Annotated in this window: 22 protein-coding genes; 12 read left to right on the top strand and 10 right to left on the bottom strand. The window is 37.0% G+C overall.

Annotated features, from left to right (window positions below):
- The first annotated feature begins 240 nt into the window (after positions 1-240).
- The 3 genes from C0Z22_RS02215 to C0Z22_RS02225 all read left to right on the top strand — a co-directional run bounded on the left by C0Z22_RS02215 (position 241) and on the right by C0Z22_RS02225 (position 4,253).
- Positions 241-3,267 carry a hypothetical protein gene (locus tag C0Z22_RS02215; protein ID WP_103216700.1) on the top strand — a complete coding sequence of 1,009 codons (3,027 nt, stop codon included), beginning with the start codon at positions 241-243 and terminating at the stop codon, positions 3,265-3,267.
- Positions 3,257-3,736, top strand: coding sequence for a hypothetical protein (locus tag C0Z22_RS02220; RefSeq protein WP_146037758.1), 480 nt, complete (start codon positions 3,257-3,259; stop codon positions 3,734-3,736). The genes C0Z22_RS02215 and C0Z22_RS02220 overlap by 11 nt, the downstream gene beginning before the upstream one ends.
- Before the next feature lie 73 nt (positions 3,737-3,809).
- A complete protein-coding gene (locus C0Z22_RS02225; RefSeq protein WP_103216702.1) occupies positions 3,810-4,253 on the top strand; it encodes a hypothetical protein in 444 nt (147 codons plus the stop codon).
- Here C0Z22_RS02225 and C0Z22_RS02230 read toward each other — a convergent pair.
- Complete coding sequence (locus C0Z22_RS02230) at positions 4,250-4,468, bottom strand: DUF3820 family protein (RefSeq protein WP_103216703.1); 219 nt, start codon at positions 4,466-4,468, stop codon at positions 4,250-4,252. The genes C0Z22_RS02225 and C0Z22_RS02230 overlap by 4 nt on opposite strands.
- Before the next feature lie 60 nt (positions 4,469-4,528).
- Here C0Z22_RS02230 and C0Z22_RS02235 point away from each other — a divergent pair, with 60 nt between their 5' ends.
- Complete coding sequence (locus C0Z22_RS02235) at positions 4,529-5,656, top strand: DEAD/DEAH box helicase (protein ID WP_103216704.1); 1,128 nt, start codon at positions 4,529-4,531, stop codon at positions 5,654-5,656.
- Between the two features lie 28 nt (positions 5,657-5,684).
- Here C0Z22_RS02235 and C0Z22_RS02240 read toward each other — a convergent pair whose 3' ends face one another.
- Together C0Z22_RS02240 and C0Z22_RS02245 are read right to left on the bottom strand one after the other, a co-directional pair.
- A complete protein-coding gene (locus tag C0Z22_RS02240) occupies positions 5,685-6,014 on the bottom strand; it encodes an SWIB/MDM2 domain-containing protein (RefSeq protein ID WP_103216705.1) in 330 nt (109 codons plus the stop codon).
- 69 nt (positions 6,015-6,083) lie between these two features.
- A complete protein-coding gene (locus tag C0Z22_RS02245; protein ID WP_103216706.1) occupies positions 6,084-7,742 on the bottom strand; it encodes a SulP family inorganic anion transporter in 1,659 nt (552 codons plus the stop codon).
- A 211-nt stretch (positions 7,743-7,953) separates the two neighbouring features.
- Between C0Z22_RS02245 and C0Z22_RS02250 the strand changes: the two genes are divergently transcribed.
- Positions 7,954-8,934 carry an alcohol dehydrogenase catalytic domain-containing protein gene (locus C0Z22_RS02250; protein WP_103216707.1) on the top strand — a complete coding sequence of 327 codons (981 nt, stop codon included), beginning with the start codon at positions 7,954-7,956 and terminating at the stop codon, positions 8,932-8,934.
- Positions 8,935-9,046: 112 nt separating this feature from the next.
- Positions 9,047-9,469: a cytidine deaminase gene (cdd, locus tag C0Z22_RS02255; RefSeq protein WP_103216946.1), complete on the top strand. Its 423-nt coding sequence runs from the start codon at positions 9,047-9,049 to the stop codon at positions 9,467-9,469.
- Between the two features lie 2 nt (positions 9,470-9,471).
- Here cdd and purB read toward each other — a convergent pair whose 3' ends face one another.
- The 4 genes from purB to C0Z22_RS02275 all read right to left on the bottom strand — a co-directional run bounded on the left by purB (position 9,472) and on the right by C0Z22_RS02275 (position 13,310).
- Complete coding sequence (purB, locus tag C0Z22_RS02260; RefSeq protein WP_103216708.1) at positions 9,472-10,758, bottom strand: adenylosuccinate lyase; 1,287 nt, start codon at positions 10,756-10,758, stop codon at positions 9,472-9,474.
- A gap of 15 nt (positions 10,759-10,773) precedes the next feature.
- Positions 10,774-11,418 carry a hypothetical protein gene (locus C0Z22_RS02265; RefSeq protein WP_103216709.1) on the bottom strand — a complete coding sequence of 215 codons (645 nt, stop codon included), beginning with the start codon at positions 11,416-11,418 and terminating at the stop codon, positions 10,774-10,776.
- Complete coding sequence (locus C0Z22_RS02270) at positions 11,418-12,860, bottom strand: TolC family protein (RefSeq protein WP_158246774.1); 1,443 nt, start codon at positions 12,858-12,860, stop codon at positions 11,418-11,420. Before C0Z22_RS02270 ends, C0Z22_RS02265 begins: the two co-directional genes overlap by 1 nt.
- A gap of 90 nt (positions 12,861-12,950) precedes the next feature.
- Positions 12,951-13,310 (bottom strand): hypothetical protein, encoded by a 360-nt coding sequence (locus C0Z22_RS02275; protein ID WP_103216711.1) that lies wholly within the window; start codon positions 13,308-13,310, stop codon positions 12,951-12,953.
- A 70-nt stretch (positions 13,311-13,380) separates the two neighbouring features.
- Here C0Z22_RS02275 and C0Z22_RS02280 point away from each other — a divergent pair, with 70 nt between their 5' ends.
- Genes C0Z22_RS02280 through C0Z22_RS02305 form a run of 6 tightly spaced genes read left to right on the top strand, consistent with a single transcriptional unit; the run spans position 13,381 to position 18,424 of the window.
- On the top strand, positions 13,381-14,145 hold the full coding sequence (locus C0Z22_RS02280; RefSeq protein ID WP_103216712.1) for a 3-deoxy-manno-octulosonate cytidylyltransferase: 765 nt from the start codon (positions 13,381-13,383) through the stop codon (positions 14,143-14,145).
- Positions 14,135-15,739: a CTP synthase gene (locus C0Z22_RS02285; RefSeq protein ID WP_103216713.1), complete on the top strand. Its 1,605-nt coding sequence runs from the start codon at positions 14,135-14,137 to the stop codon at positions 15,737-15,739. The genes C0Z22_RS02280 and C0Z22_RS02285 overlap by 11 nt, the downstream gene beginning before the upstream one ends.
- Entirely contained in the window at positions 15,729-16,535 is an 807-nt protein-coding gene (gene kdsA, locus C0Z22_RS02290; protein ID WP_103216714.1) for a 3-deoxy-8-phosphooctulonate synthase, read from the top strand. The genes C0Z22_RS02285 and kdsA overlap by 11 nt, the downstream gene beginning before the upstream one ends.
- Before the next feature lie 3 nt (positions 16,536-16,538).
- The gene (locus tag C0Z22_RS02295) at positions 16,539-17,114 is read left to right on the top strand and encodes an HAD family hydrolase (protein WP_103216715.1); all 576 of its coding nucleotides are present in this window, start codon (positions 16,539-16,541) and stop codon (positions 17,112-17,114) included.
- A 12-nt stretch (positions 17,115-17,126) separates the two neighbouring features.
- Positions 17,127-17,381 (top strand): DUF493 family protein, encoded by a 255-nt coding sequence (locus C0Z22_RS02300; RefSeq protein ID WP_233189678.1) that lies wholly within the window; start codon positions 17,127-17,129, stop codon positions 17,379-17,381.
- Positions 17,378-18,424, top strand: coding sequence for an NAD(P)H-dependent glycerol-3-phosphate dehydrogenase (locus tag C0Z22_RS02305; protein WP_103216717.1), 1,047 nt, complete (start codon positions 17,378-17,380; stop codon positions 18,422-18,424). Before C0Z22_RS02300 ends, C0Z22_RS02305 begins: the two co-directional genes overlap by 4 nt.
- Here the strand turns inward: C0Z22_RS02305 and C0Z22_RS02310 are convergent.
- From C0Z22_RS02310 to phoU, 3 genes are read right to left on the bottom strand one after another with little or no spacing between them, the layout of a single operon-like run.
- A complete protein-coding gene (locus tag C0Z22_RS02310; protein ID WP_103216718.1) occupies positions 18,421-20,094 on the bottom strand; it encodes an ATP-binding protein in 1,674 nt (557 codons plus the stop codon). The two genes, C0Z22_RS02305 and C0Z22_RS02310, sit on opposite strands and share 4 nt — an antisense overlap.
- Positions 20,084-20,779, bottom strand: coding sequence for a response regulator transcription factor (locus C0Z22_RS02315; RefSeq protein WP_103216719.1), 696 nt, complete (start codon positions 20,777-20,779; stop codon positions 20,084-20,086). Before C0Z22_RS02315 ends, C0Z22_RS02310 begins: the two co-directional genes overlap by 11 nt.
- A gap of 8 nt (positions 20,780-20,787) precedes the next feature.
- A complete protein-coding gene (phoU, locus tag C0Z22_RS02320) occupies positions 20,788-21,405 on the bottom strand; it encodes a phosphate signaling complex protein PhoU (RefSeq protein WP_158246775.1) in 618 nt (205 codons plus the stop codon).
- Positions 21,406-21,408 lie beyond the last annotated feature (3 nt).

Raw genomic sequence — 21,408 nt, forward strand, 5'->3', positions numbered from 1 at the left:
GTCATTCCTTGGTAGAGCGCAAACCAGATGTAAATACTTAGAACAAGTAAGACTAGTTTAAAACTGATACGCCAGTAATTTAGTGGTTTTTTATTTTTCATGGGCGCGATTATATGTATCTCATTAGACTTAGGCAAGCTTCTAAGTTATTGGAATTATTTTTAAAATAGTGTTTTGGTCAAGTATGGGCGTTGAATTTCCGAAAAGTGAATGAATAATTAATCTTTATTAAGGACGTTCATGAAGTTTATTAAGAACCCTTCTTTTATCTTAATCTTTTCACTTCTATTAGGTGTTTTTCCTCAGGTCTATTTTGTAAAAAATAATCTACCTGAAATTGATTGGCGAACACCCGCTTCAACACAAAGTAGCGCTTATGAGATTTGGGGAGAGATGATGGAAGCATCTGTTGGCTATAATGCTAAAGCAATAGGTGTCAAAGGCTCTGGCCGACGCTCTATTACATGGGGGGCGGAGAAAGAAGGCTCCTCTTCGTATGTAACTAGAATTCTAGGTCCAGATGTTAGGGCATTTTTGGATATTCTTCCAACTGAAGAGTCGAAGCGTCGCAAATTTTTAAAAGAATTCTTCACAAAGTGGATGAATAATACCCCAGGACAATCAAGTCGTGTATGGGTAGATGAAAATGGAACTCGCTACGATCCTGCACAAGAGCTCTTCGATGAAAAAGGGCGAAGTAAGGCCATGGATATTTCCTTTCTGAATGGTTTTAATCCAGAAGAAGCGTCTTTGGATGAACTTGAGGAAATGTGGAATGAGTGGGGAAGTAAAACAAATAATAGTCCATTTAGTTATCTTTCGCCTCTAACGAGAAGGCAATTCTTTAAAGGTGAGTTTCCACATATCGAAACAGAATTGAAACCTTACTACCGTATGGTTCCAAATATCGGTATTTTTCAAAAATATATAGATGATATCGAGCCAACTTCGGTTGGTTGGGAAATTCTATTTAAACCTCAAAAATCATATGGTGAATTCCAAGAGATGATTGCGTGGTTTAAAAAGACAATGGGAAGAAATGGAGAGTTGTTTCAGGCCCCTGGACATCAACGTATGGTCGTTCCAGTTGGGAAAAAATTTAATCGTCAAAAAGCTGCAGAACTTACTAAAGTCGCTCAGGCCCTTATTGTTCTTGAGGGGATTGCCGGGCGCTCAGGAATCGAAACGGCAGACTATAAAGAAATTCTTGATGATTGGGAAATATCAAATGGAATTATCGATGGAGAAGAAACCAATAGAGGACCTTTAAGAGTTGATTATGAAGGTCGTTTTGTAAATGATTCGATTTCAATTGAATTTCGCTCTGGAACAAAGAATGCAAGAGTCGCACGTTTTATTCAAGCCTCACTTGCTTCACGTTTTTCTCGTAATGACTTTTCTGGAATTGAAAAGATTCGCTCTTGGACTCTCATTGATGAAGAGACGATACATTATGCAGAAGCTTCCGATTTAAAGCATCGCTTTGGTCTAACAATGGAACAAGCGAAGAGGGCCGCCGATAAACTTAATCAAGCATCCCTTGAAGGCTATAATGTCGTCCTTTGGAATTGGTATAATGAATGTCCGATTCTTGGGAAAACTAAGAAGACGATTCTTAAATATTTAACAAGGGATTATCTCATTGATGTTGGAAGCTTAAGACATACTAATCGAGAGAACTTGAAAAAGGCCATCATCTCTTTACAAAGAGAATGGGTTGCTTCTTCAAATATCACAGAAGACATCAGAAAGTACATGATGCCGCAGAGAAGTTTTTCTGACACAGAAAACTTTCATAAATTCAAACCAGGTACGAATATGCCAATAGACGTAAATAAAGTTGATCTTGGTATTGAGTATTCTGCAAAATTTCCCCTTAAGTATCAGGGTGATTTTGCTATGATTGAAAATGAAGATGGCGGTTATAATCGCCAAAGGCTTATGGACGGTAAAATGTCATGGCTTCAAACTCGTGTGGATATGTCACCTGATGAAAAAGAAGCATACCTTGAAAAACTTGCAACTGATCTTCGTGATCGTTTAGGTGGAGAAGGGGAAGTTGAAAGACTGTATGAAGATGGGCATGGCCACGGTCTTGATATTGCTTTTAAAATCCGTGACTCTAAAGATCGATCATGGAGAGTTGAGTGGGATGGTATTGGCCGAAATTATACTCCAGCAGGTGATGTCATTATTGACTCGGTTCGAGCTGGATCTATTGAAGTTGTCACACCTAAATTTGAACCAAATATGGATGAGATGCAGGCGGTATTTGATACTTTTCAAAAGAATAATGCACTTCCATATATTAAGGCCGGTGGTGGTCACTTAAATATTGATTTAACAGTCTTTGATGGTAAGCCTCACGAGTTTGCAAGATTTCTTGCTGTCTTCAATGAGTATCGCTCTGTGATTGCATTTATGTTTCAAGATTTAAATCGTGTTAAGAGTGCGGAGCCAGTTGCTATCTCAGATGAGTTTGCACAAAAACTTGCTAATTGGAATGGGACAGAAACTGAACTAAAAAAAGCACTTTATAATGAAGGCTATTTTAATAAACGTGTTGGACGTAAGGCCCGTTACACTCACTTAGATGTTTCGGCATATTTCCAAGATGTTATCCCTGAGAAATTTATTAGTGATGATTTCGATATATCTAATCCAAAAGTTCCATGGCGTCCTGCTTTTAGAGTTAATCCGAAAATCAGAAAGGCCGAGGTTCGTTTAATGAATGCTCCTCGTGATGCTTATGAGAGTGCTCTACAAATGAAGTTATTCAGGGCCATCTTAAATAAGGCCTTAAATACAACAGATGAGATTTCAGGGGAGTTACAAAATGTAAGTCATGAAGAATATCTTAAGAATCCAGCAAGGCTTATTGAAGATCTTAAGAAAATGACAGATGACTTAGGACTTGAAATGCGAGAATATCGTCCAATTATTGGTGAAGGTCTTGCAAATGTAGAGCAGTACACAAATATGAGGTTTTATCGTCCACTTAAAGATCAGCTTGTGAATAATCCTGTTTTTGATGGTTGGGAAAAAGCTGTTAGGCCAAGAGGGAAGAACTCTGCAATAGCTTCGGAAGGAAAGGCGTATACTGGGCCGATTTATCCCGAAGCTTTAGAGTTTCAAGAGCTTCGCGTGGAATCGGCCAAACAAGGTGAGATTAATCGTGCGACACTTGATCCTAACTTCTATGGTGGAAAGCAGTTTTCACGTAAGACAAATTGTGTGGAGGCAATTAGAAAATTAATTGCAAATTAAAATGAAGCTTAAGCAAATTTATACGACATTAATCTTAGAAGATGCAAAGCATGTAAGGGAAATGTTAGAGAGCGCTGGTATCAAAGTACATTCTTCTAGTGGCCACTTGAATCAGCATATTTACTTAAACTCTGCAGCTGCCCAAGAGTATTTGATTTCTGTTGAAGAATTATATTATATCGATGCTAAGTATATCTTAGAGAAAAACGGCATCGAAGTTTTAAACCTTGAAGAAAGTAAGTCACAAAAAGAAGTGGATTATATGCACGACTCATTAAGACTTGCTATCTTTGGTATGATATTTGTTCCTGTCGTTCTGAATCTTTTATCTCTTTATAAATTCGGATTAGGAATTAAGCACAAAGAAAAATTAAAATTCTTTCGTATCACACAAATAATTATTCTCAATGTCATCGGTCTCGCATTTTGGAGTACCATGCTTTATAATAAATATTACTTATCACAGTAGTTTGTAATTGTTATTTTATTTATCTTAATAGGAAGGCCATTATCTCTTCATCAAATGGAATCGAGGAGGAGAAATGAAGGTCCTATTTGTCTTATTATTTTCATTAATGACATTTGCTAATCAAAAAGTTTTATCAAAGCGTACTGTTACACTACCAGTTGATATTAGTACGGCCAAACTTAAGTGGACGAGCCTTGGTTATGGTGAAACTTTCTTTGTTAAAATTATTGTTCCGGAGCTTGCTGGTGAGACGATTATGAATCACCGTAACGTAGGTGAAGATGGACCATGTATGTTCACGTACGATACACAACACCTTGAAGATGTTATTGGCAACAACCCTGGCGTCGAAGATATTGATTTTGAAATAACTCTGACAAAGTTCTTTTCTAAAGATGCGCAAGGTCAATGTCGTGTGTCTCTTCAAGAAAATATTAACGCAAATATTCGTGGATTTAAGTTTACACACACTCTAAGTCATCAAATGCCAAATAGAGTTGGTGAGGATTGTTTCTAACGAAGGTCTTTGAATAGAAATTCAAGTCCATTTAATTTGATCTCGGCAAGCTCTTCTAGGAGTCTGCCGAGCTCTCCTTGTGGGAAGCCCTTTTGCGAAAACCACACGAGGTACTCATCAGGAAGATCAATAAGAAGTCGTCCCCTGTACTTTCCAAATGGCATCGTGGTCTGGACGAATTTTAAGAGATGTTCTTTATTAAATGCAACTTCCATATTCTTAGTATAATGGAATACACATTGACTGGCCCCTATAAACTCTGCTAAAAATGACGAATGGCAGAATTTACGCAATTGGGGCTATCCCAAACTATTGAAGAAGCTCTTTTAAAGAAGGGCTATACAAAACCAACTCAGATTCAAGCTGAAGGAATCCCAGCTGTATTAGAAGGCAAGGATCTTCTTGCGATCTCTCAGACTGGAAGTGGGAAGACTGCCGCATTTTCGACGCCTATTCTTGATTTAATCTCAAAGAGTAAGTCAAAACTTAAACCATTTCATATTAGATCACTTATTATTGCACCAACTCGCGAACTAGCGATGCAGGTCGAAGAAAGTTTTAAGGAGTATGGTAAGGGCCTAGCTCTTTCAACTCTTGCTGTTTATGGTGGAAGTGCAAAAAAGTTACAAGTTCAAAAGCTTGCGAAGGGGATTCAGATCCTCGTTGCAACTCCAGGACGCTTAGTTGATCTTATAAGAGATGAAAAAATCTTTTTAGATGAAGTAACGCACTTAGTTCTTGATGAAGCAGATCGTATGTTAGATATGGGCTTTAAGGATGATCTTGAATTTGTATTAAAGAGACTTCCTGAAAGTAAGCAGTGCCTTTTCTTTTCTGCTACGATGGCCAAAGAAGTAGAAGCTATTGCAAATAAACTTTTACAGAATCCTCATAAAATTGAAATTGCACCTGTTAAAGCAAGGCATGAGGGGATTCGTCAGATGGCCTATCTCGTCGAAGAAGAAAGAAAAGCTGACTTCCTATTAAAGTTTTTAAAAGATCGCCAAGTAAAAAGTATCATTGTCTTTGTAAAAACAAAGTCAGATGCCAATAAGCTTGAGAGGCATTTAAAAGCAAATCAAATAAAAGCATGTGCCATTCATGGTGATCGAGACCAGCGCCAGAGAATCTATAACTTAAAAGAATTTCAAAAAGGTAATATGCATGTTCTTGTTGCTACAGATATTGCGGCAAGAGGGCTTGATATCGATGGCGTAGGATATGTATTAAACTTTAGTCTTCCACAACAAGTTGAAAATTACACTCACCGTATTGGGCGCACTGGACGTGGGGGAAGAAGAGGTATTGCTATCTCTTATATCTCACCAAGTGAAGAAAAATATTTTAAAAGAATTCAAAAAGAACTTGGACTTGATATCCATATAAAAGGGCCTACTAAGTAGGCCCTTTTTTTATGCAATTTTATGAAAATTATTTTTCGATATTTGCACCAACAACAGCTGCCATTTGCATCATGTTGATCGTTTCACCTTCCTTCATATTACGAAGGTCAGTTACTTTACCAGACTTTGAAGTCGAGTGTGTGTGCTTAAAGATTGAAAGAAGAGTTGCATCAGCTACGATGAACTTACCTGCGTTCTCTGGCTTTCCATTTTCAGTCTTAGTTTGAAGACCTTTTTCTTTAATATAATCCCACAGTCTTTTAGTGATTTCAGTTCTTGGCAGTTCTGTCTCACCAAGCATTGCTGCTAAGTCTGATTTTAGTTTTACTGGTTTTTTTAATCCTTTTTCTTCACTCATAATTTAATCCTTTAATTAGTGTCTCTAATAATTGTTTAGGAAAAGACTTTCTTTGTACAGAAAAATCAATTACCCATCAAGTCTATCATCTGCGATATGAGTATTTAAATCCTCAATAACAGATAATTCAACTATATTTGATGCCTTATCCAATAGAATAAGACAGTCTTTACTTAAATTAAGAAGGTGTAGCTTCTTACCTTGCTGTGCGTAGCGCTCAGTAATATTCTGTAGGGCCTCAATACCAGAGTGATCCCAAACACGTGAGTTGTCAAAATCAATATACACATGCTCTTTGTCATCTTTAAAATCAAAAAGATCTTTAAATGATGTTACTGAACCAAAAAATAGTGGGCCATCTAATTCATAGATTGTCTTGTCGTCTTCATCTCTTTTCTTTGCATGCATTGTCTTTCCGTGCTCCCAAGCAAATACAAGAGCAGAAACAATAATACCAACTAGTACTGCAACAGCTAGGTCCGCTAAGATTGTCACGACAGAAACAAGAATAATAACTAAGAAGTCTGAAAGTGGAACTTTCTTAAATAGACGTAAGCTTGACCATTCAAATGTTCCAATAACAACCATAAACATTACACCAACAAGTGCTCCAAGAGGAATCATCTCAATCAAAGGTGCACCAAAAAGTACAAATCCTAGTAGTAAGATTGCCGCCGTGATACCTGAGAAGCGACCTCGACCTCCACCACGGATATTAATCATTGATTGACCGATCATGGCACAACCACCCATTCCACCAAAGAATCCGTTTACTAAGTTGGCAAGACCTTGACCAACTGATTCACGGTTACCTTGACCTCTAGTATCTGTAAGTTCATCAACTAATTGTAGTGTCATTAGTGATTCAATTAGACCAACTGCTGCTGCAAGGAATGCATATGGAAGAATTAGCTTTAGATTATCCATTGTTAATTCAACGTATGGAATTTTAAATGTTGGAAGACCTGCTGCAATTGTTGTGATTGTCTTATCTTGGTCTTGAACAAAATCAAGTACAGTTCTAACAAGGCCTGGATTTGCTTCATTTAAGAAGTAGCCAATAACAGTAGACGCGACGATACCAACGAGTGTTGCCGGTACGGCCTTTGTTAGTTTTGGTAGGAAAACACTGATCCCCATTGTTAAAGCGATCAATCCACACATTACCAGAAGTTGAGTTGAAGCAAGAAGTTCTCCACCAACCGTAAATTGAGAAAATTGAGCACGGAAGATAATGATAGCAAGACCATTAACAAATCCAAGCATTACTGGATGAGGAACGAGACGAATAAATTTTCCAAGTTTTAGTAATCCAAAAATAATTTGGATTAGTCCCATTATAATTACGGCCGCAAAAAGATAGCTTAATGCATTTTCCATTGCCGCATCAAAAGTCATTCCACTATCTTTGCTCATTTCCATTACTTTATAAACAAGGGGAGCAAAAATAACTGCAACGGCACCTGTCGCACCAGAAATCATTCCTGGACGTCCGCCAAAAATTGCTGTGATAAGTCCCATCATAAAGGCCGCATAAAGACCAACCTTTGGATGAACACCTGCTACGAAAGCAAATGCGATGGCCTCAGGAACAAGTGCTAAAGCAACTGTTAGTCCTGAAAGAAAATCATTTTTTAAGTTCTCTGGTTTCTTGATTGTTAAATCGATAAAACGATTTTTAAGCGAAGCACTCACATCTTCACTATGCTTGATTTTATCAGCTGACATGTCTCTCTTCCTATTTAAGTGTAAGGCTAAATACTATAGTATTTGACGCAACATTTAAAGGTTTTGTTCATTAAATCAAATTATCTTTTCGTTAAAATCACAATAAAAATTATTATTCACGGCGAATTGACCAATTCTCCACAAACTTTAAGCTACAAAATTCCATAATAGGCATGTGGTTATCACACAACTACTACATGGAGACTTATTTATGAAAACTTTTATTGTGAACGAAATCAATCCAATGAGCTTCTCTCAAATAGAGGTGGACTGTCCAAAAGCAAAGGGACGAGATCTCCTCATTGAGGTTAAGTCTGTCTCACTTGGTTCATATGATAATGAAATGAGACCAACACATATGGGAAAGACATTGGGCTTTGATGCTTCAGGTATTGTGGCAGAAGTTGGTGAAGGCGTTCAAGATTTTAAAGTTGGTGATGAAGTTTATTACACTAGTGATATGAAAAGAAGTGGTACTAATTCAGAATTTCAAATTGTGGATGAGAGACTTGTTTCACATAAGCCAAGTAATCTAAGCTTTGCACAAGCGGCAACGCTTCCTTTAGCATCAATTATGGCCTTTGATAGTCTATTTGATAAATTACAAGTTGATCCCGAACGTAGTCGTGGGCAAACAATTTTAATTATCGATGGAGGCAATAGTATTGGTGCCATGGCCACGCAACTGGCCAGCAAAATAACGAATTTAACAATTATTACGACTGCTGATGATATGGAAACGAAGGAGTTTTCAAAGAAGATGGGAGCAGACTTGACCATTAATAGCTCCCTTCCAATTGCTACACAATTAAAGCGAATGGGAATTGATAAAGTTGACTATATTCTTTGTGCTAGCTCTCCGAATCAATACATTCGTAGGCTAAGGGCAATAGTAAGTAAGAAAACTCGTATGGTATCTCTTTTTTCGACTCGAGATGAATTTTTACCTAACGATTTTGTGAGCGCTTTACCAGAAGTTGAGCAAGAGTTTGTTTTAGTTTCTTCAAGCGGAATAGTTGATCATGAAGAATACGGAAATTACTTAAGAGAAGTGACTCATTTAGTTGAAGCTGGGGCGCTTAAGCCTCTTGTTGCAATGGACTTAGGTGAGATCTCTACTGAAACACTAGAGAAAGGACATGGGCTGATTAATCAACGAGATGTTCTTGGAAATATAAGCTTAAGTTTTTAAGCCTCATCAAAACTCCTCCAGGTTTTGTCCGGCCTCTACTCTTCAATTTTATTAAAAGGAGGCCGGTTTTTTTCAAATAGACTTCGATGTGATTTCATTTATAATGATCTCTATGGAAAATAAAATTGATGTATCAGACAAAGTTAAGCAGGCATATGACATTGCAATTAAAGCGCGCTCAAATGCACATGCCCCGTATTCAAAATTTCAAGTAGGTTCGGCCTTAAAACTAAACGGTATTGATGATCCAATCCCAGGTTGTAATGTTGAAAATGCTAGCTACGGTGGAACAATTTGTGCGGAAAGGGGAAGTGTTCTATCAAGTGTTGCACAATTTGGTAAGAAGGATTTCGAATTTATCGTAGTTGTGACAGACCAAGAAGAGCCAGCAGTTCCTTGTGCTTTTTGCCTTCAAGTCATGTCTGAATTTGTAAAGGCAGACTTTCCTGTTTATCTAGGAAATCTAAAAGGAATTACGAAAAAAGTTCTATTTAAAGAACTTCTTCCGCATCCATTTACTGAATTTACTGTTTAGTTTTAGCTTCGAGAAAAAACACTTTTTGTATGGGCACTATAGATTTCGAGATCATTGAGATCTTTTAGTTGCCCAATAAGCTTCTTGTCGTCACTATCTGGAAGATTGTTTTCTAAAATCGTAAAAAAAGACTGGCGATCACTTGCTTCAAATGAAGCCTTTTGAACTACGCGGTATAGGTCTTCTCTTGTATTATTAGAAACTTCAATTAATTTATGTAAAACGAAGCTAGAAAGGTGTTTAAAGTTTTGAGTAACTTTAGATTTCATTGCTTCTTTATCAATGACGAGATCTTCTACAGTGCTATTCATACGCTCAATTGAGTAGAGTAGGATTCCAAACATATCAGGTAGAAAGAACCTTTCAGCACTTGAGTGGCTGATATCTCTTTCATGCCAAAGCAGGCAGTTATCCATTGCTACTTGGTTATATGTTCTAAGCATTCTTGCCATTCCTGTAAGGTTCTCACTTGAGATGGGGTTCTTTTTATGTGGCATTGTCGATGAACCTTTTTGACCTTTTTTAAAGCCTTCAAAAACTTCTGCAACATCAGAGTGTTGAAGATGGCGAATCTCGACACATAGTCTTTCTAAGGCGCAGCCAAATAGTGAGATAATTGTCGTTAGCTTTGCAATGCGATCGCGAGGAATGACTTGCGTTGAAACAGGTTCAACTTTTAGTCCAAGAAAGTTTAAAACTTCAGCTTCAATTGCCGGAGTTAAAATAGTGTAATTTCCAACTGCACCTGAGATTTGGCCAGTCAGTTCGTTGTCATAAAAATCTTTGAGATCACTGTAGCGTCTTTTGAACTCACAAAGATGTCCTCTCAGTTTTTGGCCAAAACTCATTGGCTCTGCAAAGATACCGTGAGAGCGCCCAATGCAGATTGTTTCCATATGCTCATTTGATTTTTCATCAAGTGTTTTAATAAGCATTTCAAAAGCTGGTAGAATACGATTGAGTGTTTCTTTTATTTGAAGTGTTAGAGCTGTATCAATGATGTCGGATGAAGTGACTCCAAAGTGAAAATACTTTCCTTCATTAGTCTCTAGTTGCTCAGTAATTGAAGTACAAAAGGCAATAACATCATGTCTTGTTTCACGTTCGATCTCCTTGATTCGCTCAGGATTAACAGTCACAAGATTTAACTTATTCGAAAATGCTTCTTTTATAATTCCGGCATTCTCAAGGGCCTTTGTCAGTGCAATTTCGACTTCAAGAAATTTTTCAAATTTAAATTGCTCGCTCCAAATTTCACTAATCTCTTTCTTTTCGTATCTTTCAATCATAAGTCTTCCAGTTAATTAAAATATAAATCCAACTCCAAGCTGAGCACTTACCCAACTCGCTGATGCTTCAGTCGTAATTGTTTCATCTGAGCTTTCTAATGCCATTAGGTTATAAATAAATCGTGCAGAGAAGTGTAGGCCACTACTTGCTCGATAAATTAGGCCATAGCTTGCATTAAAGCCAATCCCTGATAATTCAGTACCGAAAGCCTCTGAGTCACTTATATTATAAGTAAGATGTGCCTGAATTTCATCGTAAATAGACTTAATATTGATGAAGTCGTTGATTAGGATTGAGCGTCTACTTAGCCCTGCTCCGACTGAGTAAACACTTAGGCTTGCATCAAGGTTATCAAATTGTGTTACACTCGCAACATCAAGTGTATTAAGAGCGCCGTAGAGATTTAGTGAATACCTTTCGCTGTAAAATGTAATTGTACCACTGATTGTATTTGTCGAAGCAAATTCACTTAAGTTTGTAATTCCACCATAATTAAATTCAAGTGAGAAATTATCATCTTTGATATTATAGCGTGAAAGTTCATAGCCATAATCTTCATCAGTGATATTGATATCTTCAAAACTTGTTAAGTCTTGTGCAAAACTAGTTGAGGCTAGTGTTAATAAAAGTAGAGTAGAGATAAAACTTAATTTTTTCATTATTGTCCTCCTCCCTTAATAATGGCCTTATCAAAGGCTTGGTCAGGAAGATTTTCTAGACCTACAATTTGGGCCAGTTCAACTCTCTTGGCCAGGTATTGAAATTTAATAATCGACTCTCTCGTTAGTGAGTCAAAGTAGTCCTGCATCGCTAATTGGTACTCAAGATAACGTGTCTTACGATTTGTATATTGATAAAGAGCTGTCTCCATTCTCTTTTTTAACGAGTCATTACGGGATTTAATAATATTTAGATGCTCAACTGCAGAGTTTAAAAAGTTGAAGATATTAACAATGGCCTCTTCAACCTTTCTTCTTGTAAGACTTAAATCATACATGGCCTTTTCTTTTTCTAGTCTTGCATTTGCAAGTTTTCTACGATTAAAAAGTCCACCGTCCCCAAAGATTGTCCAACTTGCGTTTAAGCTGGCCACAAGATCAATATTTGAATTACCAACTGATGTCGTGTAGTAGTCATTTGTTACAGAGCTGCCGTCAAAAATTTGAGAATAAGTTCCAAAATTTACTGTAATTTTTGGAAGAGGAAGATTGTCTCTTACTGCAATTTCATACTCGCGGTTTTTAATATTTCTTTCGACTTTCTTATCAAGAATAAATGGTGAAACTTTTCTGGCCGTAGCGATGGCATTGTCTCTGCTATAAGTCGACTTTTCGTATTGATAATCGTCTTTGATGAAATAAAGTGTTCCTGGAGGATCATTTAAACGTTTGGCCATATCTTCTGAAGCGATATTTTCATTTGTCTTAGCGTCAGTATAGGCTTCTTGAGCTCTTAAGTACTCTGAGCGAGATTGGTAGTACTCGTGTTTTGTAATTTTCTTCTGTAATACTTTTTCTCGGTTCATACGATAAACAAGAGTAGCGCGTTGAAGGTATTGGCGAGCAATGATCTTCAAGTCTTTAGCGTGAATCAGTCTTACATATTCACGAACGAGTTCCTGTTTAAACTCACGAAGCGTTTCTTTGTCGCGGTCAATTTGACGCTCAAGTGATTCTTTTTCATTCTTATAATTAAGGTAGTCCTTACCCCAATTGAAAAGCGTATATTCTCCAAGCTCCAGTCCAACACTTCCGCTCGCTGTACGAGGTAGGCGAGTTAAGTCATTATTTCCACTCTTAAGTGTTCCAATTCGCTGTGGGTTTAGTTGCAAGTTAATTTTTGGATTAGGCGTCCAGAACTCTTCTTTTGTATCCTTTAATCTATTTTTTAGAATCTCAATATTTTTGCGACGGATAACATTGTCTTGGTAGCTTCTCATTCCTTGCTCGATTACTGTTCCAATATCGAGTGGACGATAAGCATTTTCATCAACTTTATCTTCACTGGCCTCTTGGATAAAGATTTCAGGAGATTGTTCTAATGCATAAGAAAAGCTTGATAGAAATAGGTAGGCGCAAACAAAGCCTATTGTTTTAGTCATAAGTGAAGTCCCTCTCATTTAGCTAATTGCTAATTTTGTGCGTCTGCTAAAATTATGACTTGCGTGATATGAGATGGCAACACTTGCTCGCTAGAGAGTCAATCCTGGACATCCACGGCGAACAATTTGTTCTTCGAGCTTAATAACTTTCAAGTTCGTAATCTTTAATTCTTGGATGACGCGGTATTGATTGTCTCTTAGCTTTGAGGAAATCGACTTTTTATTATCAGGTGTCGTCTTTAGAAGATTCTTGTTTCGATCTAAGAGAAAAAGCAGTCTTTGACGGTGTTCAACTTTTTCTTGTCTTTGGTTCATTAGTGAGTCGCAACGACGAGAAATACTTGGGTCAGTAATAATTGAATCGGAAATAGTTTGCGCATTAAGTCTATTCTCAATTGAGGCCGTATAAATAAAAACAATGGCACTGAGTGTTAAGGCGAAGTATTTCATGAGATTTATGATATCACACTTTGCAAGTATCACAGGTATTTGTTATTATTTACTGTCAAAAAGGTAAATAATGAACTTAAAAGCTTTGGTATTAATACCATCAAGATTCGCCTCGACTCGTTTCCCCGGAAAACCTCTAGCAAATATCGCCGGCAAGGCAATGGTCTCTCATGTTTATGATGGATGTGCTGGTATTGTTGAAAATTTTCCTGGTTCAAAAGTTTGTGTCGTTACGGATAATGATGAAATTGAAAAAATGTTAAATGAGTCTGGCCGCAATGTGGTTCGAGTCGATGATGATGTTCCGTCGGGAAGTGAAAGAATCTTCTTGGCCTACGATCGTTTTTTTAAAGATGAAAAGTATGACTTCGTTATCAATGTGCAAGGTGATGAGCCATTGATCAAAGCTGACTTACTAACTGAACTATTGCGAATTCATAATTCTCAAAATTTTGATGTAGCGACTGTTATAAAAGAGATGTCGATTGATAATGATCATGAGGATTACTTAAATCCAAATAAGGTGAAGGCCGTCTTTTCAAAAGAGAAAAATATTTGCCATTACTTTACAAGAAGCCCTCATCCATTCAATCGTCAAAAGACACCGGGGCTAAACTGGTATTTACATATTGGTATCTATTCATTCAAACCAGAAGTCCTTAAGAATTTCTGCTCTCTAGGTGAGTCGACTAATGAGAAGATTGAATGTTTAGAGCAATTAAGACTACTTGATAACGGCTACACAATTGGTGCCGCAATTACAGATATGACATTATGTGGAGTTGATACTCCGGAAGATATTCCATTCGTGGAGGGAGTGATAAATGGCAAATAGCCAAAAGAAGTATATTTTCATTACTGGTGGAGTTACAAGTTCTCTTGGAAAAGGCTTAGCAGCTGCTTCAATTGCATCTTTACTAGAAAGACGTGGAATTCGCATTAATATGCTTAAGATGGATCCGTATATCAATGTTGACCCAGGGACAATGAGTCCGACTCAACACGGAGAAGTTTTTGTAACGGACGATGGTGCTGAAACAGATCTAGACCTTGGACACTATGAAAGATTCACTTCTTTAACACTTTCAAAACAATCAAACTTTACGACAGGTCAAGTTTACCTAGAGGTAATTGAGAAAGAAAGAGAAGGGAAGTATCTTGGTAAGACGGTTCAAGTTGTTCCTCACATCACGGATGAAATTAAACGTCGTATTCATATTGCAGCAGAGGATGCAGATATTCTAATCGGAGAAATCGGTGGAACTATTGGAGATATTGAATCTCTTCCATATGTTGAATCAATTAGACAATTTGCTCATGACGTTGGACAAGAGAATGTTTTATTCGTTCACCTTGTTTTAATTCCTTATTTATCTGCAGCGGGAGAGTTAAAGTCCAAACCAGCTCAACACTCAGTTAAAGAGCTTCGTTCACAAGGTCTATTCCCACATATTATTATTTGTCGCAGTGATCGTGAGATTGATCAGTCGATTATGGATAAAATCTCACTATTTTGTAACGTACCAAAAGACAATGTATTCCAATCTTTAGACTTGGATTCAATTTATAAAGTACCACTTAACTTCCATTCTCAAGGGCTAGATGAAAAGATCACAAAGATCTTAGGGATTTGGTCTTCATCACCAAAGATTGATGACCTTGAAAAGGTTGCATATAACTTCGATCATCCACTAAGAGAGGTGAAGATTGGTGTTGTTGGAAAGTATACGGAATTAGTAGAGTCGTACAAGTCTCTGGATGAGGCCTTAAGACACGGGGCACTTGCTCATCAGCTAAAGCTTGTTCCTGTATATGTTGACTCGGAAGATATTGAAAAAGAAGGAGCAGATAAGCTTCTTAAAGATGTACAAGGTATTCTTGTACCAGGTGGTTTTGGAGAGCGTGGTACGGAAGGGAAAATTTCGGCCATTCGTTTTGCTCGTGAAAATAAAGTTCCATTCTTTGGAATATGTCTAGGAATGCAGCTTGCAATTATTGAATATGCTAGAAATATTTGTGGATTAACAGATGCTACATCAGAAGAATTTAATGCTGGTGGAGATCTTTTAGTTCACTATATGGAAGGTCAAACTCGCGATGGTGCTAAAGGTGGAAGTATGCGCCTTGGTAGCTATGAGTGTGAGCTTCTTGATGGAAGTCGCGCAAGACAGATGTATGGTGAAAAACTAATTCATGAAAGACACCGCCATCGTCTAGAAGTTAACAACTTCTATGTTGAACAATTAAAAGAGTGTGGTCTTGTTATTAGTGGAAAGAATCCTGAACTTAACCTCGTTGAAACAATTGAGATTAAGGATCATCCTTTCTTCTTTGCGTGTCAGTACCACCCAGAGTTTAAATCGAGGCCATATGCGGCCCACCCAGTATTTAGTGAATTTATTAAAGAGGCAGATAAATATGGAAAATAAAAAATTTGATCTATTCATGGGGACTTGTGTAATCGAGTCTGAACAAATGTGTATGGATGTTTGTGGACGTCTTTTGGAAATGCTTGAGCCTGTAAAGGATGAAATCAACTTTTCTTATAAAGGGAGTTTTGATAAGGCAAACCGCTCATCAATCGATTCTTTCAGAGGTCCTGGACTTGAAAAAGGTCTTCAAATTCTTGAAAAAGTGAAGAAGCAATATGGTGTGCAATTAATCACAGACTTTCACACTGCTGAGCAAGCCGATACTGTTGCAAGTGTTGTTGATACAATTCAAATCCCTGCATTTCTTTGTCGTCAAACAGATATGATCTTAGCAGGTGCTGAAGCTTGTAAGAAATACGACGCTCAACTTAAGATTAAAAAAGGACAATTCCTATCTCCTGAAGAGACTGGAAATATCGTTAAGAAGGCCGAAGAGTTTATTTCAAAGGATAAGATCCTCTTAACTGAGAGGGGAACATCTTTTGGTTACAATAATCTTATTGTAGATATGGCAAGTTTCCAAATCATGAAGTCTTTTGGTGTTCGTGCAATTCACGACGCTACTCATTGTGTTCAAAGACCTGGAGGTCTAGGGACTTCAACTGGTGGAAAGCGTGAGCAGATTCTAACTCTTGCTCAAGCGGCCGTGGCAGCAGGTGCAGACGGAATCTTTATGGAAGTACATCCGAATCCAAGTGAAGCTAAGTCTGATGCGGCCACAAGCCTGCCTCTAGACCAAGCGGGTGTTATTATCCAAAGACTATTAAGAATTAGAAACGCTATTATGGAATAATTAATGGATTTATTTACAAAAGCTCAAAAATATAAAGAAAAATTAAAAGATATTAAAGTACTCGCTTTTGATATTGATGGAGTTCTAACTCCAGGTCATGTTTGGTACCAAGATGATGAAATGGGCTTTAATCGCTCATCACATACTTCGGATGGCTATGCTTTAAAACTACTTATGAAAGCAGGATTTAAAGTTGGTGTTATTTCTGGAGGTGCATCAAAAGGTGTTCAAGAGCGTTTTGTGAATAACTTAAAACTTGATTTTGCCTTCTTGGGTGACGAGGATAAAAGAGTCGCATTTAAAAAAGTCTTAGATCTTGGATTCAAACAAGAAGAAGTACTTTTTATGGGGGATGAATTCTTTGATGTTCCTCTACTAAAAGCAGCAGGATTTGCTGCAACAACGCCACATGCATCTCACGAGATTCAAATGTATTGTGACTATGTAACGCAAAGAGAAGGTGGACACGGTGCTGTTAGAGAAGTTATTGATATCTTCCGCTATGTCCATGGCATCGTTCCTGAAGTTTTAGACTTTGACGGAAGTCCTATTGATTTTAAGGATACATGGCCAAAGTAGGAGTTGATTAGTATGGATTTAACAAAACTAAAGGCCTTATTGGATGACCAATATGAGTGGCCAGCAGTCTATAATTTTAAGTTTATTGGAAATGAGACAAATCGTGATGAGTTAATCATGGCCGTAGGAGAAAAGCCTCACCATGAAAAACCATCTAAAACAGGCAAGTACATCTCTTTCACATTCAATGTAAAGTGCAATAGTTCTGATGAAGTGTTAACGATTTATGAAAGAGTCGGGCGCCTACATGGTATACTAGCACTATGACAAAAGATAACTTTGAATATAAAACAGCTCTCGTTGTTGGAGCTGGTGCTTTCGGAACTTCGATTGCATCAATTCTGGCAAATAAATTTGAAAATGTAATTTTAAAGGTACGCTCAGAAGATATCTATAAAGATATTAATGAGGACCGTATCAATTCTGTCTATCTTCCTGGTATTAAGCTTGACGCTAATATTAAGGCAATCCTTGATTGGAGTGAGCTAGATCCTAGTGAAGAAGATAGTTTAGAGCTTATTGTTTCAGGGTTACCTACTCACGGAATTAGAACTTTCTTTAGTGAAAACCTTGTTCGCTTTAATAGCTACCTTGGTAAAGGCATTCCTTTAATTAGTCTTTCAAAAGGGATTGATCCTGATACTCTTGAGTTAAGTGATGATCTACTAAATGATTTCTTTCCGCATTATCGTGACAATATCACATTCTTATCTGGCCCAAGTTTCGCAAAAGAAATTATGGAAAAACAGATTACTCTTGTCACAATCGCAGGTCGATCTAAAAAAGTGTTAATGGATGTTGCCACTAAATTAGAAACTCCATATTTTAAGGCCCTGCCAAATTACGATATAAAAGGTGTCCTTCTAGGTGGTGCTCTTAAAAACGTTTTGGCCATTGCTGGTGGTATCGTTGAAGGCCTAGGCTACAATCACAATACGCGTGCCGCTATGATTACTCGTGGAATCGTCGAAATGCTACGCTTTGGTAAGGTATTTAACGCTCGTCCTGAAACATTTTATGGCCTAAGTGGAATGGGGGATCTCATTCTAACAACAACAGGTGGACTGTCTCGTAACAAAACTTTTGGACTTGAGATAGCTAAGGGGAGAAAGCCTCTTGATATTATCAATTCACAACGTACAGTTGTTGAAGGTTATAAGACGACAAAAGCGGCTTTCTTACTAGCTGAGAAATATGAAATTCGCGCACGAATTTTTAAAGGACTTTATGAAGTTCTATACAATGATGCAAACGTTGAAGAAGTTCTAAGTCAACTAATGCAGGCACCTATTAAGTTTGAAATCGATTAAGATTTAATTGGAAAGAGCACTGTAAAAGTTGTTCCCTTATCTAGCATACTATCAACTTCGATTGATGCCTTCATTTTTTGTGCAGAGTGCTTTGCAATGGCAAGTCCTAGGCCTGTTCCACCAGTATTGATACTACGAGATTGATCAACACGATAGAAGCGTTCAAAGATTCTTGCGATTTTATCATTTGGTATACCAACACCTTCATCAGTAATTGCAATGTAACGATGATTTTCTCTTTGACCACTTTCAATAGTAATTTGAGTATTTTCTCGCGAGTACTTAATCGCATTTGATACGAGGTTCGAAATACAGTGATATAGTAGCTTTCCATTAGCAACGATTGTATCAGCTCCCGTATTTGAGTAGTTTACACTCATATTCTTTGCATTTATTTTGAGCTGTTGATCATTAATGAGAGCATTAATAAAAGAAGGAAGATTAATTTCTTCTACTTCAATTTTTCCTTCATTTTCAATCTTTGATAGTGAAAGAATTCCATTGATTAACTCGTCAAGGCGATCAACGTTTTGAATAACGATATCCATAATCTCTTGTTGATCTTCGTCCGTATTAATGGACTTTAGAGTTTGAGTATAGCCTTTAATCGATGTCAGAGGTGTCTTAATCTCATGTGAAACATTTTCAAAGAAGTCACGTCTCATATTATTTACATCTTGAAGTTTTGTAATATCACTAAAGTAGAAAAGAATCTCTTTGTCTTTATTCTTAGATTCAATATCGCTAATCTTTAACTGGAATGAGTTTGTTTTCCCACTAACTTTTGTTAAGGCGATTTGAGTATTATGGATCAGATTGGCCTGGTAACCATTCTTTCTTATAAGATTAATAAAATCATAGTCTCTAATTATACTAATAAGTTCTACGCCTCGATATCGTCCATTAAAAGGTGCAAAAGATTTCTTAAATGCATTATTACAGAAAATAACTCTGCCCTTACTATCAGTTACAACGACAGGGTCATCTATTGAGTTAATAATGACTGAATAATACTGTTTTGTATTAAAGAGATCTCTTTGAAGCTTTCGTCTCTTATTGAAGTTCTTAATAGACTTAGACTCAATATAATCCCAGTAATCACGACTATCAGTAGTATCAATAACTCCTTTCATTCTAAAAATATGAAAGAGGTCGTATAGAGGAGTAAAATAGTGACGAAAGAGAAAGAATTGTCCTGCAATAAAGAGAATTCCTAAGATTCCCATCGCCATAAAGAGTTTGGAAAAGACTTCTGATGAAATTAGTTTTAGTGCATCAGACTCAATCCTTAAAAAGAGAGTATAGCTCTTTCCTTTTGAGTGAAGTACACGGTGATGATAGATATATCGATCATCACTATCATATTCGCCAATAATAATATTTTTAAAATCCTCAATCTTAAAGCTTGGGGCCGCACATCTAATCGTACGATTTGCATTTAGAATATAAAATTGTGTTCTCTTTGTTTGTTTGTCACACATTTTCGCAATACCATCTTGGCGTAGCGACTGTAATTCCTGATCTACGATCGAGTGAATAAAGTTATCTTTAAAGTTTATGATAAAGAATGTGCCCAGAAAGAGTAGGGATAAACAAAAGATTAGCGTTTGATAAAAGATGATATCATTTAGAAACTTTATTTTAAGGAAGTTAAAAAAGTTATTCTTCACTCTTTACTCGATATCCTATCCCGCGAACTGTTTCAACAACTTTTGATTTACTTCCAAGCTTCTTACGAAGAGCGAAAACATGAGTGTCAACAGTGCGGTCTGTAACATAAATATTTTCACCTTTTATAAGATCAACGATTTGTTTACGTGTAAAAACCTTACCTGGAGAAGAGATTAGGACACAAAGAATTTTAAATTCAGAAACTGTCAGCTTAATTTCTTTTTCATCAATAATAGTTTTTACTCCATCGACATCAACTTTTATTCCCATATGGTTATATGTGTTCTTGTTGTTGATTGGAGAGCTTGTGTGATGACTTTCAACTCGTCGTTTTAGACTGCTTACTCTTGCCTTTAGGATTCCAATATCAAAAGGCTTCGTAATATAGTCATCAGCACCGGCATCAAGTCCTTCAATAATGGATTCGCTAGAAGTTAAGGCAGTAACAAAAAGAATTCCTACATTCTTAAGCTTCTTAGTATTTCGAATATACTGACAAATTTGTACACCACTAAGGTCCGGCAGCATGCGATCCAAAACAAAAAGCTCGTACTGATTATTCTCAATAGCAGTGATGGCATCATTACCTGTATTTGCCATGTCATAATCAATGCCTATGGCCTTAAGGTTTACCCCAATTAGTTTTGCGATTGATTGTTCGTCCTCTACAATTAGTGCTTTCATTATTTGCCTTATCGATCCTCTGTATGTCTTACGTCTTTACCTGACTCTAAGAAGATTATATCTTCACAAATATTTGTTGCGTGATCACCACATCTTTCAAATATTTTCGAAACACGAATGACAGCAAAACCTTCATCAACTTCTGCCTTTCCATCTTTAAGAAGTTGATAAAACTTCTTCACTAGATCTCTATGAAGAGAATTAACTTCGTGATCGGCCTTGATTACATCTGTTGCCATTTGAATATTGTTAGAAGCAAAGGCAATTAAACTCTTTCTTACCATCTCAAAAACTTCCGCTTGAATGATACTGCAATGTTTTTCTCTATTTGAAATTCGCATTAAGTAGCGCTTTAAGTTAACTGCTTCATCTCCGAGTCTTTCAAGTTCAGAGTTGATCTTCATGATGGCCAATGCCGTTCTTAGATCAATTGCAGTAGGCGACTTAAGAGCGATAAATTTAAATACATGATCATCCATAAGCTTATGAAATTCATTGATTTCATTTTCAAGCTCATAGAGATTTTCCATTGTTGATTTTTCATCAACTGCAACATGTAGAATCTTTTCTACAATTGCGGCCATTTCTGTAATATCTTTTCTTAGTGTTTCAACAGTCAATTCCATTGA

Source organism: Halobacteriovorax sp. DA5 (assembly GCF_002903145.1).
GTDB lineage: Bacteria > Bdellovibrionota > Bacteriovoracia > Bacteriovoracales > Bacteriovoracaceae > Halobacteriovorax_A.

What these genes read in the sequence shown, in the direction of transcription:
- C0Z22_RS02215 (WP_103216700.1), top strand. Translation starts at nt 241, where the DNA reads ATGAAGTTTATTAAGAACCCTTCTTTTATCTTAATCTTTTCACTTCTA.
- C0Z22_RS02225 (WP_103216702.1), top strand. Translation starts at nt 3,810, where the DNA reads ATGAAGGTCCTATTTGTCTTATTATTTTCATTAATGACATTTGCTAAT.
- C0Z22_RS02230 (WP_103216703.1), bottom strand. Translation starts at nt 4,468, where the DNA reads ATGGAAGTTGCATTTAATAAAGAACATCTCTTAAAATTCGTCCAGACC.
- C0Z22_RS02235 (WP_103216704.1), top strand. Translation starts at nt 4,529, where the DNA reads ATGGCAGAATTTACGCAATTGGGGCTATCCCAAACTATTGAAGAAGCT.
- C0Z22_RS02240 (WP_103216705.1), bottom strand. Translation starts at nt 6,014, where the DNA reads ATGAGTGAAGAAAAAGGATTAAAAAAACCAGTAAAACTAAAATCAGAC.
- C0Z22_RS02245 (WP_103216706.1), bottom strand. Translation starts at nt 7,742, where the DNA reads ATGTCAGCTGATAAAATCAAGCATAGTGAAGATGTGAGTGCTTCGCTT.
- C0Z22_RS02250 (WP_103216707.1), top strand. Translation starts at nt 7,954, where the DNA reads ATGAAAACTTTTATTGTGAACGAAATCAATCCAATGAGCTTCTCTCAA.
- cdd (WP_103216946.1), top strand. Translation starts at nt 9,047, where the DNA reads ATGGAAAATAAAATTGATGTATCAGACAAAGTTAAGCAGGCATATGAC.
- purB (WP_103216708.1), bottom strand. Translation starts at nt 10,758, where the DNA reads ATGATTGAAAGATACGAAAAGAAAGAGATTAGTGAAATTTGGAGCGAG.
- C0Z22_RS02265 (WP_103216709.1), bottom strand. Translation starts at nt 11,418, where the DNA reads ATGAAAAAATTAAGTTTTATCTCTACTCTACTTTTATTAACACTAGCC.
- C0Z22_RS02270 (WP_158246774.1), bottom strand. Translation starts at nt 12,860, where the DNA reads ATGACTAAAACAATAGGCTTTGTTTGCGCCTACCTATTTCTATCAAGC.
- C0Z22_RS02275 (WP_103216711.1), bottom strand. Translation starts at nt 13,310, where the DNA reads ATGAAATACTTCGCCTTAACACTCAGTGCCATTGTTTTTATTTATACG.
- C0Z22_RS02280 (WP_103216712.1), top strand. Translation starts at nt 13,381, where the DNA reads ATGAACTTAAAAGCTTTGGTATTAATACCATCAAGATTCGCCTCGACT.
- C0Z22_RS02285 (WP_103216713.1), top strand. Translation starts at nt 14,135, where the DNA reads ATGGCAAATAGCCAAAAGAAGTATATTTTCATTACTGGTGGAGTTACA.
- kdsA (WP_103216714.1), top strand. Translation starts at nt 15,729, where the DNA reads ATGGAAAATAAAAAATTTGATCTATTCATGGGGACTTGTGTAATCGAG.
- C0Z22_RS02295 (WP_103216715.1), top strand. Translation starts at nt 16,539, where the DNA reads ATGGATTTATTTACAAAAGCTCAAAAATATAAAGAAAAATTAAAAGAT.
- C0Z22_RS02300 (WP_233189678.1), top strand. Translation starts at nt 17,127, where the DNA reads ATGGATTTAACAAAACTAAAGGCCTTATTGGATGACCAATATGAGTGG.
- C0Z22_RS02305 (WP_103216717.1), top strand. Translation starts at nt 17,378, where the DNA reads ATGACAAAAGATAACTTTGAATATAAAACAGCTCTCGTTGTTGGAGCT.
- C0Z22_RS02315 (WP_103216719.1), bottom strand. Translation starts at nt 20,779, where the DNA reads ATGAAAGCACTAATTGTAGAGGACGAACAATCAATCGCAAAACTAATT.
- phoU (WP_158246775.1), bottom strand. Translation starts at nt 21,405, where the DNA reads ATGGAATTGACTGTTGAAACACTAAGAAAAGATATTACAGAAATGGCC.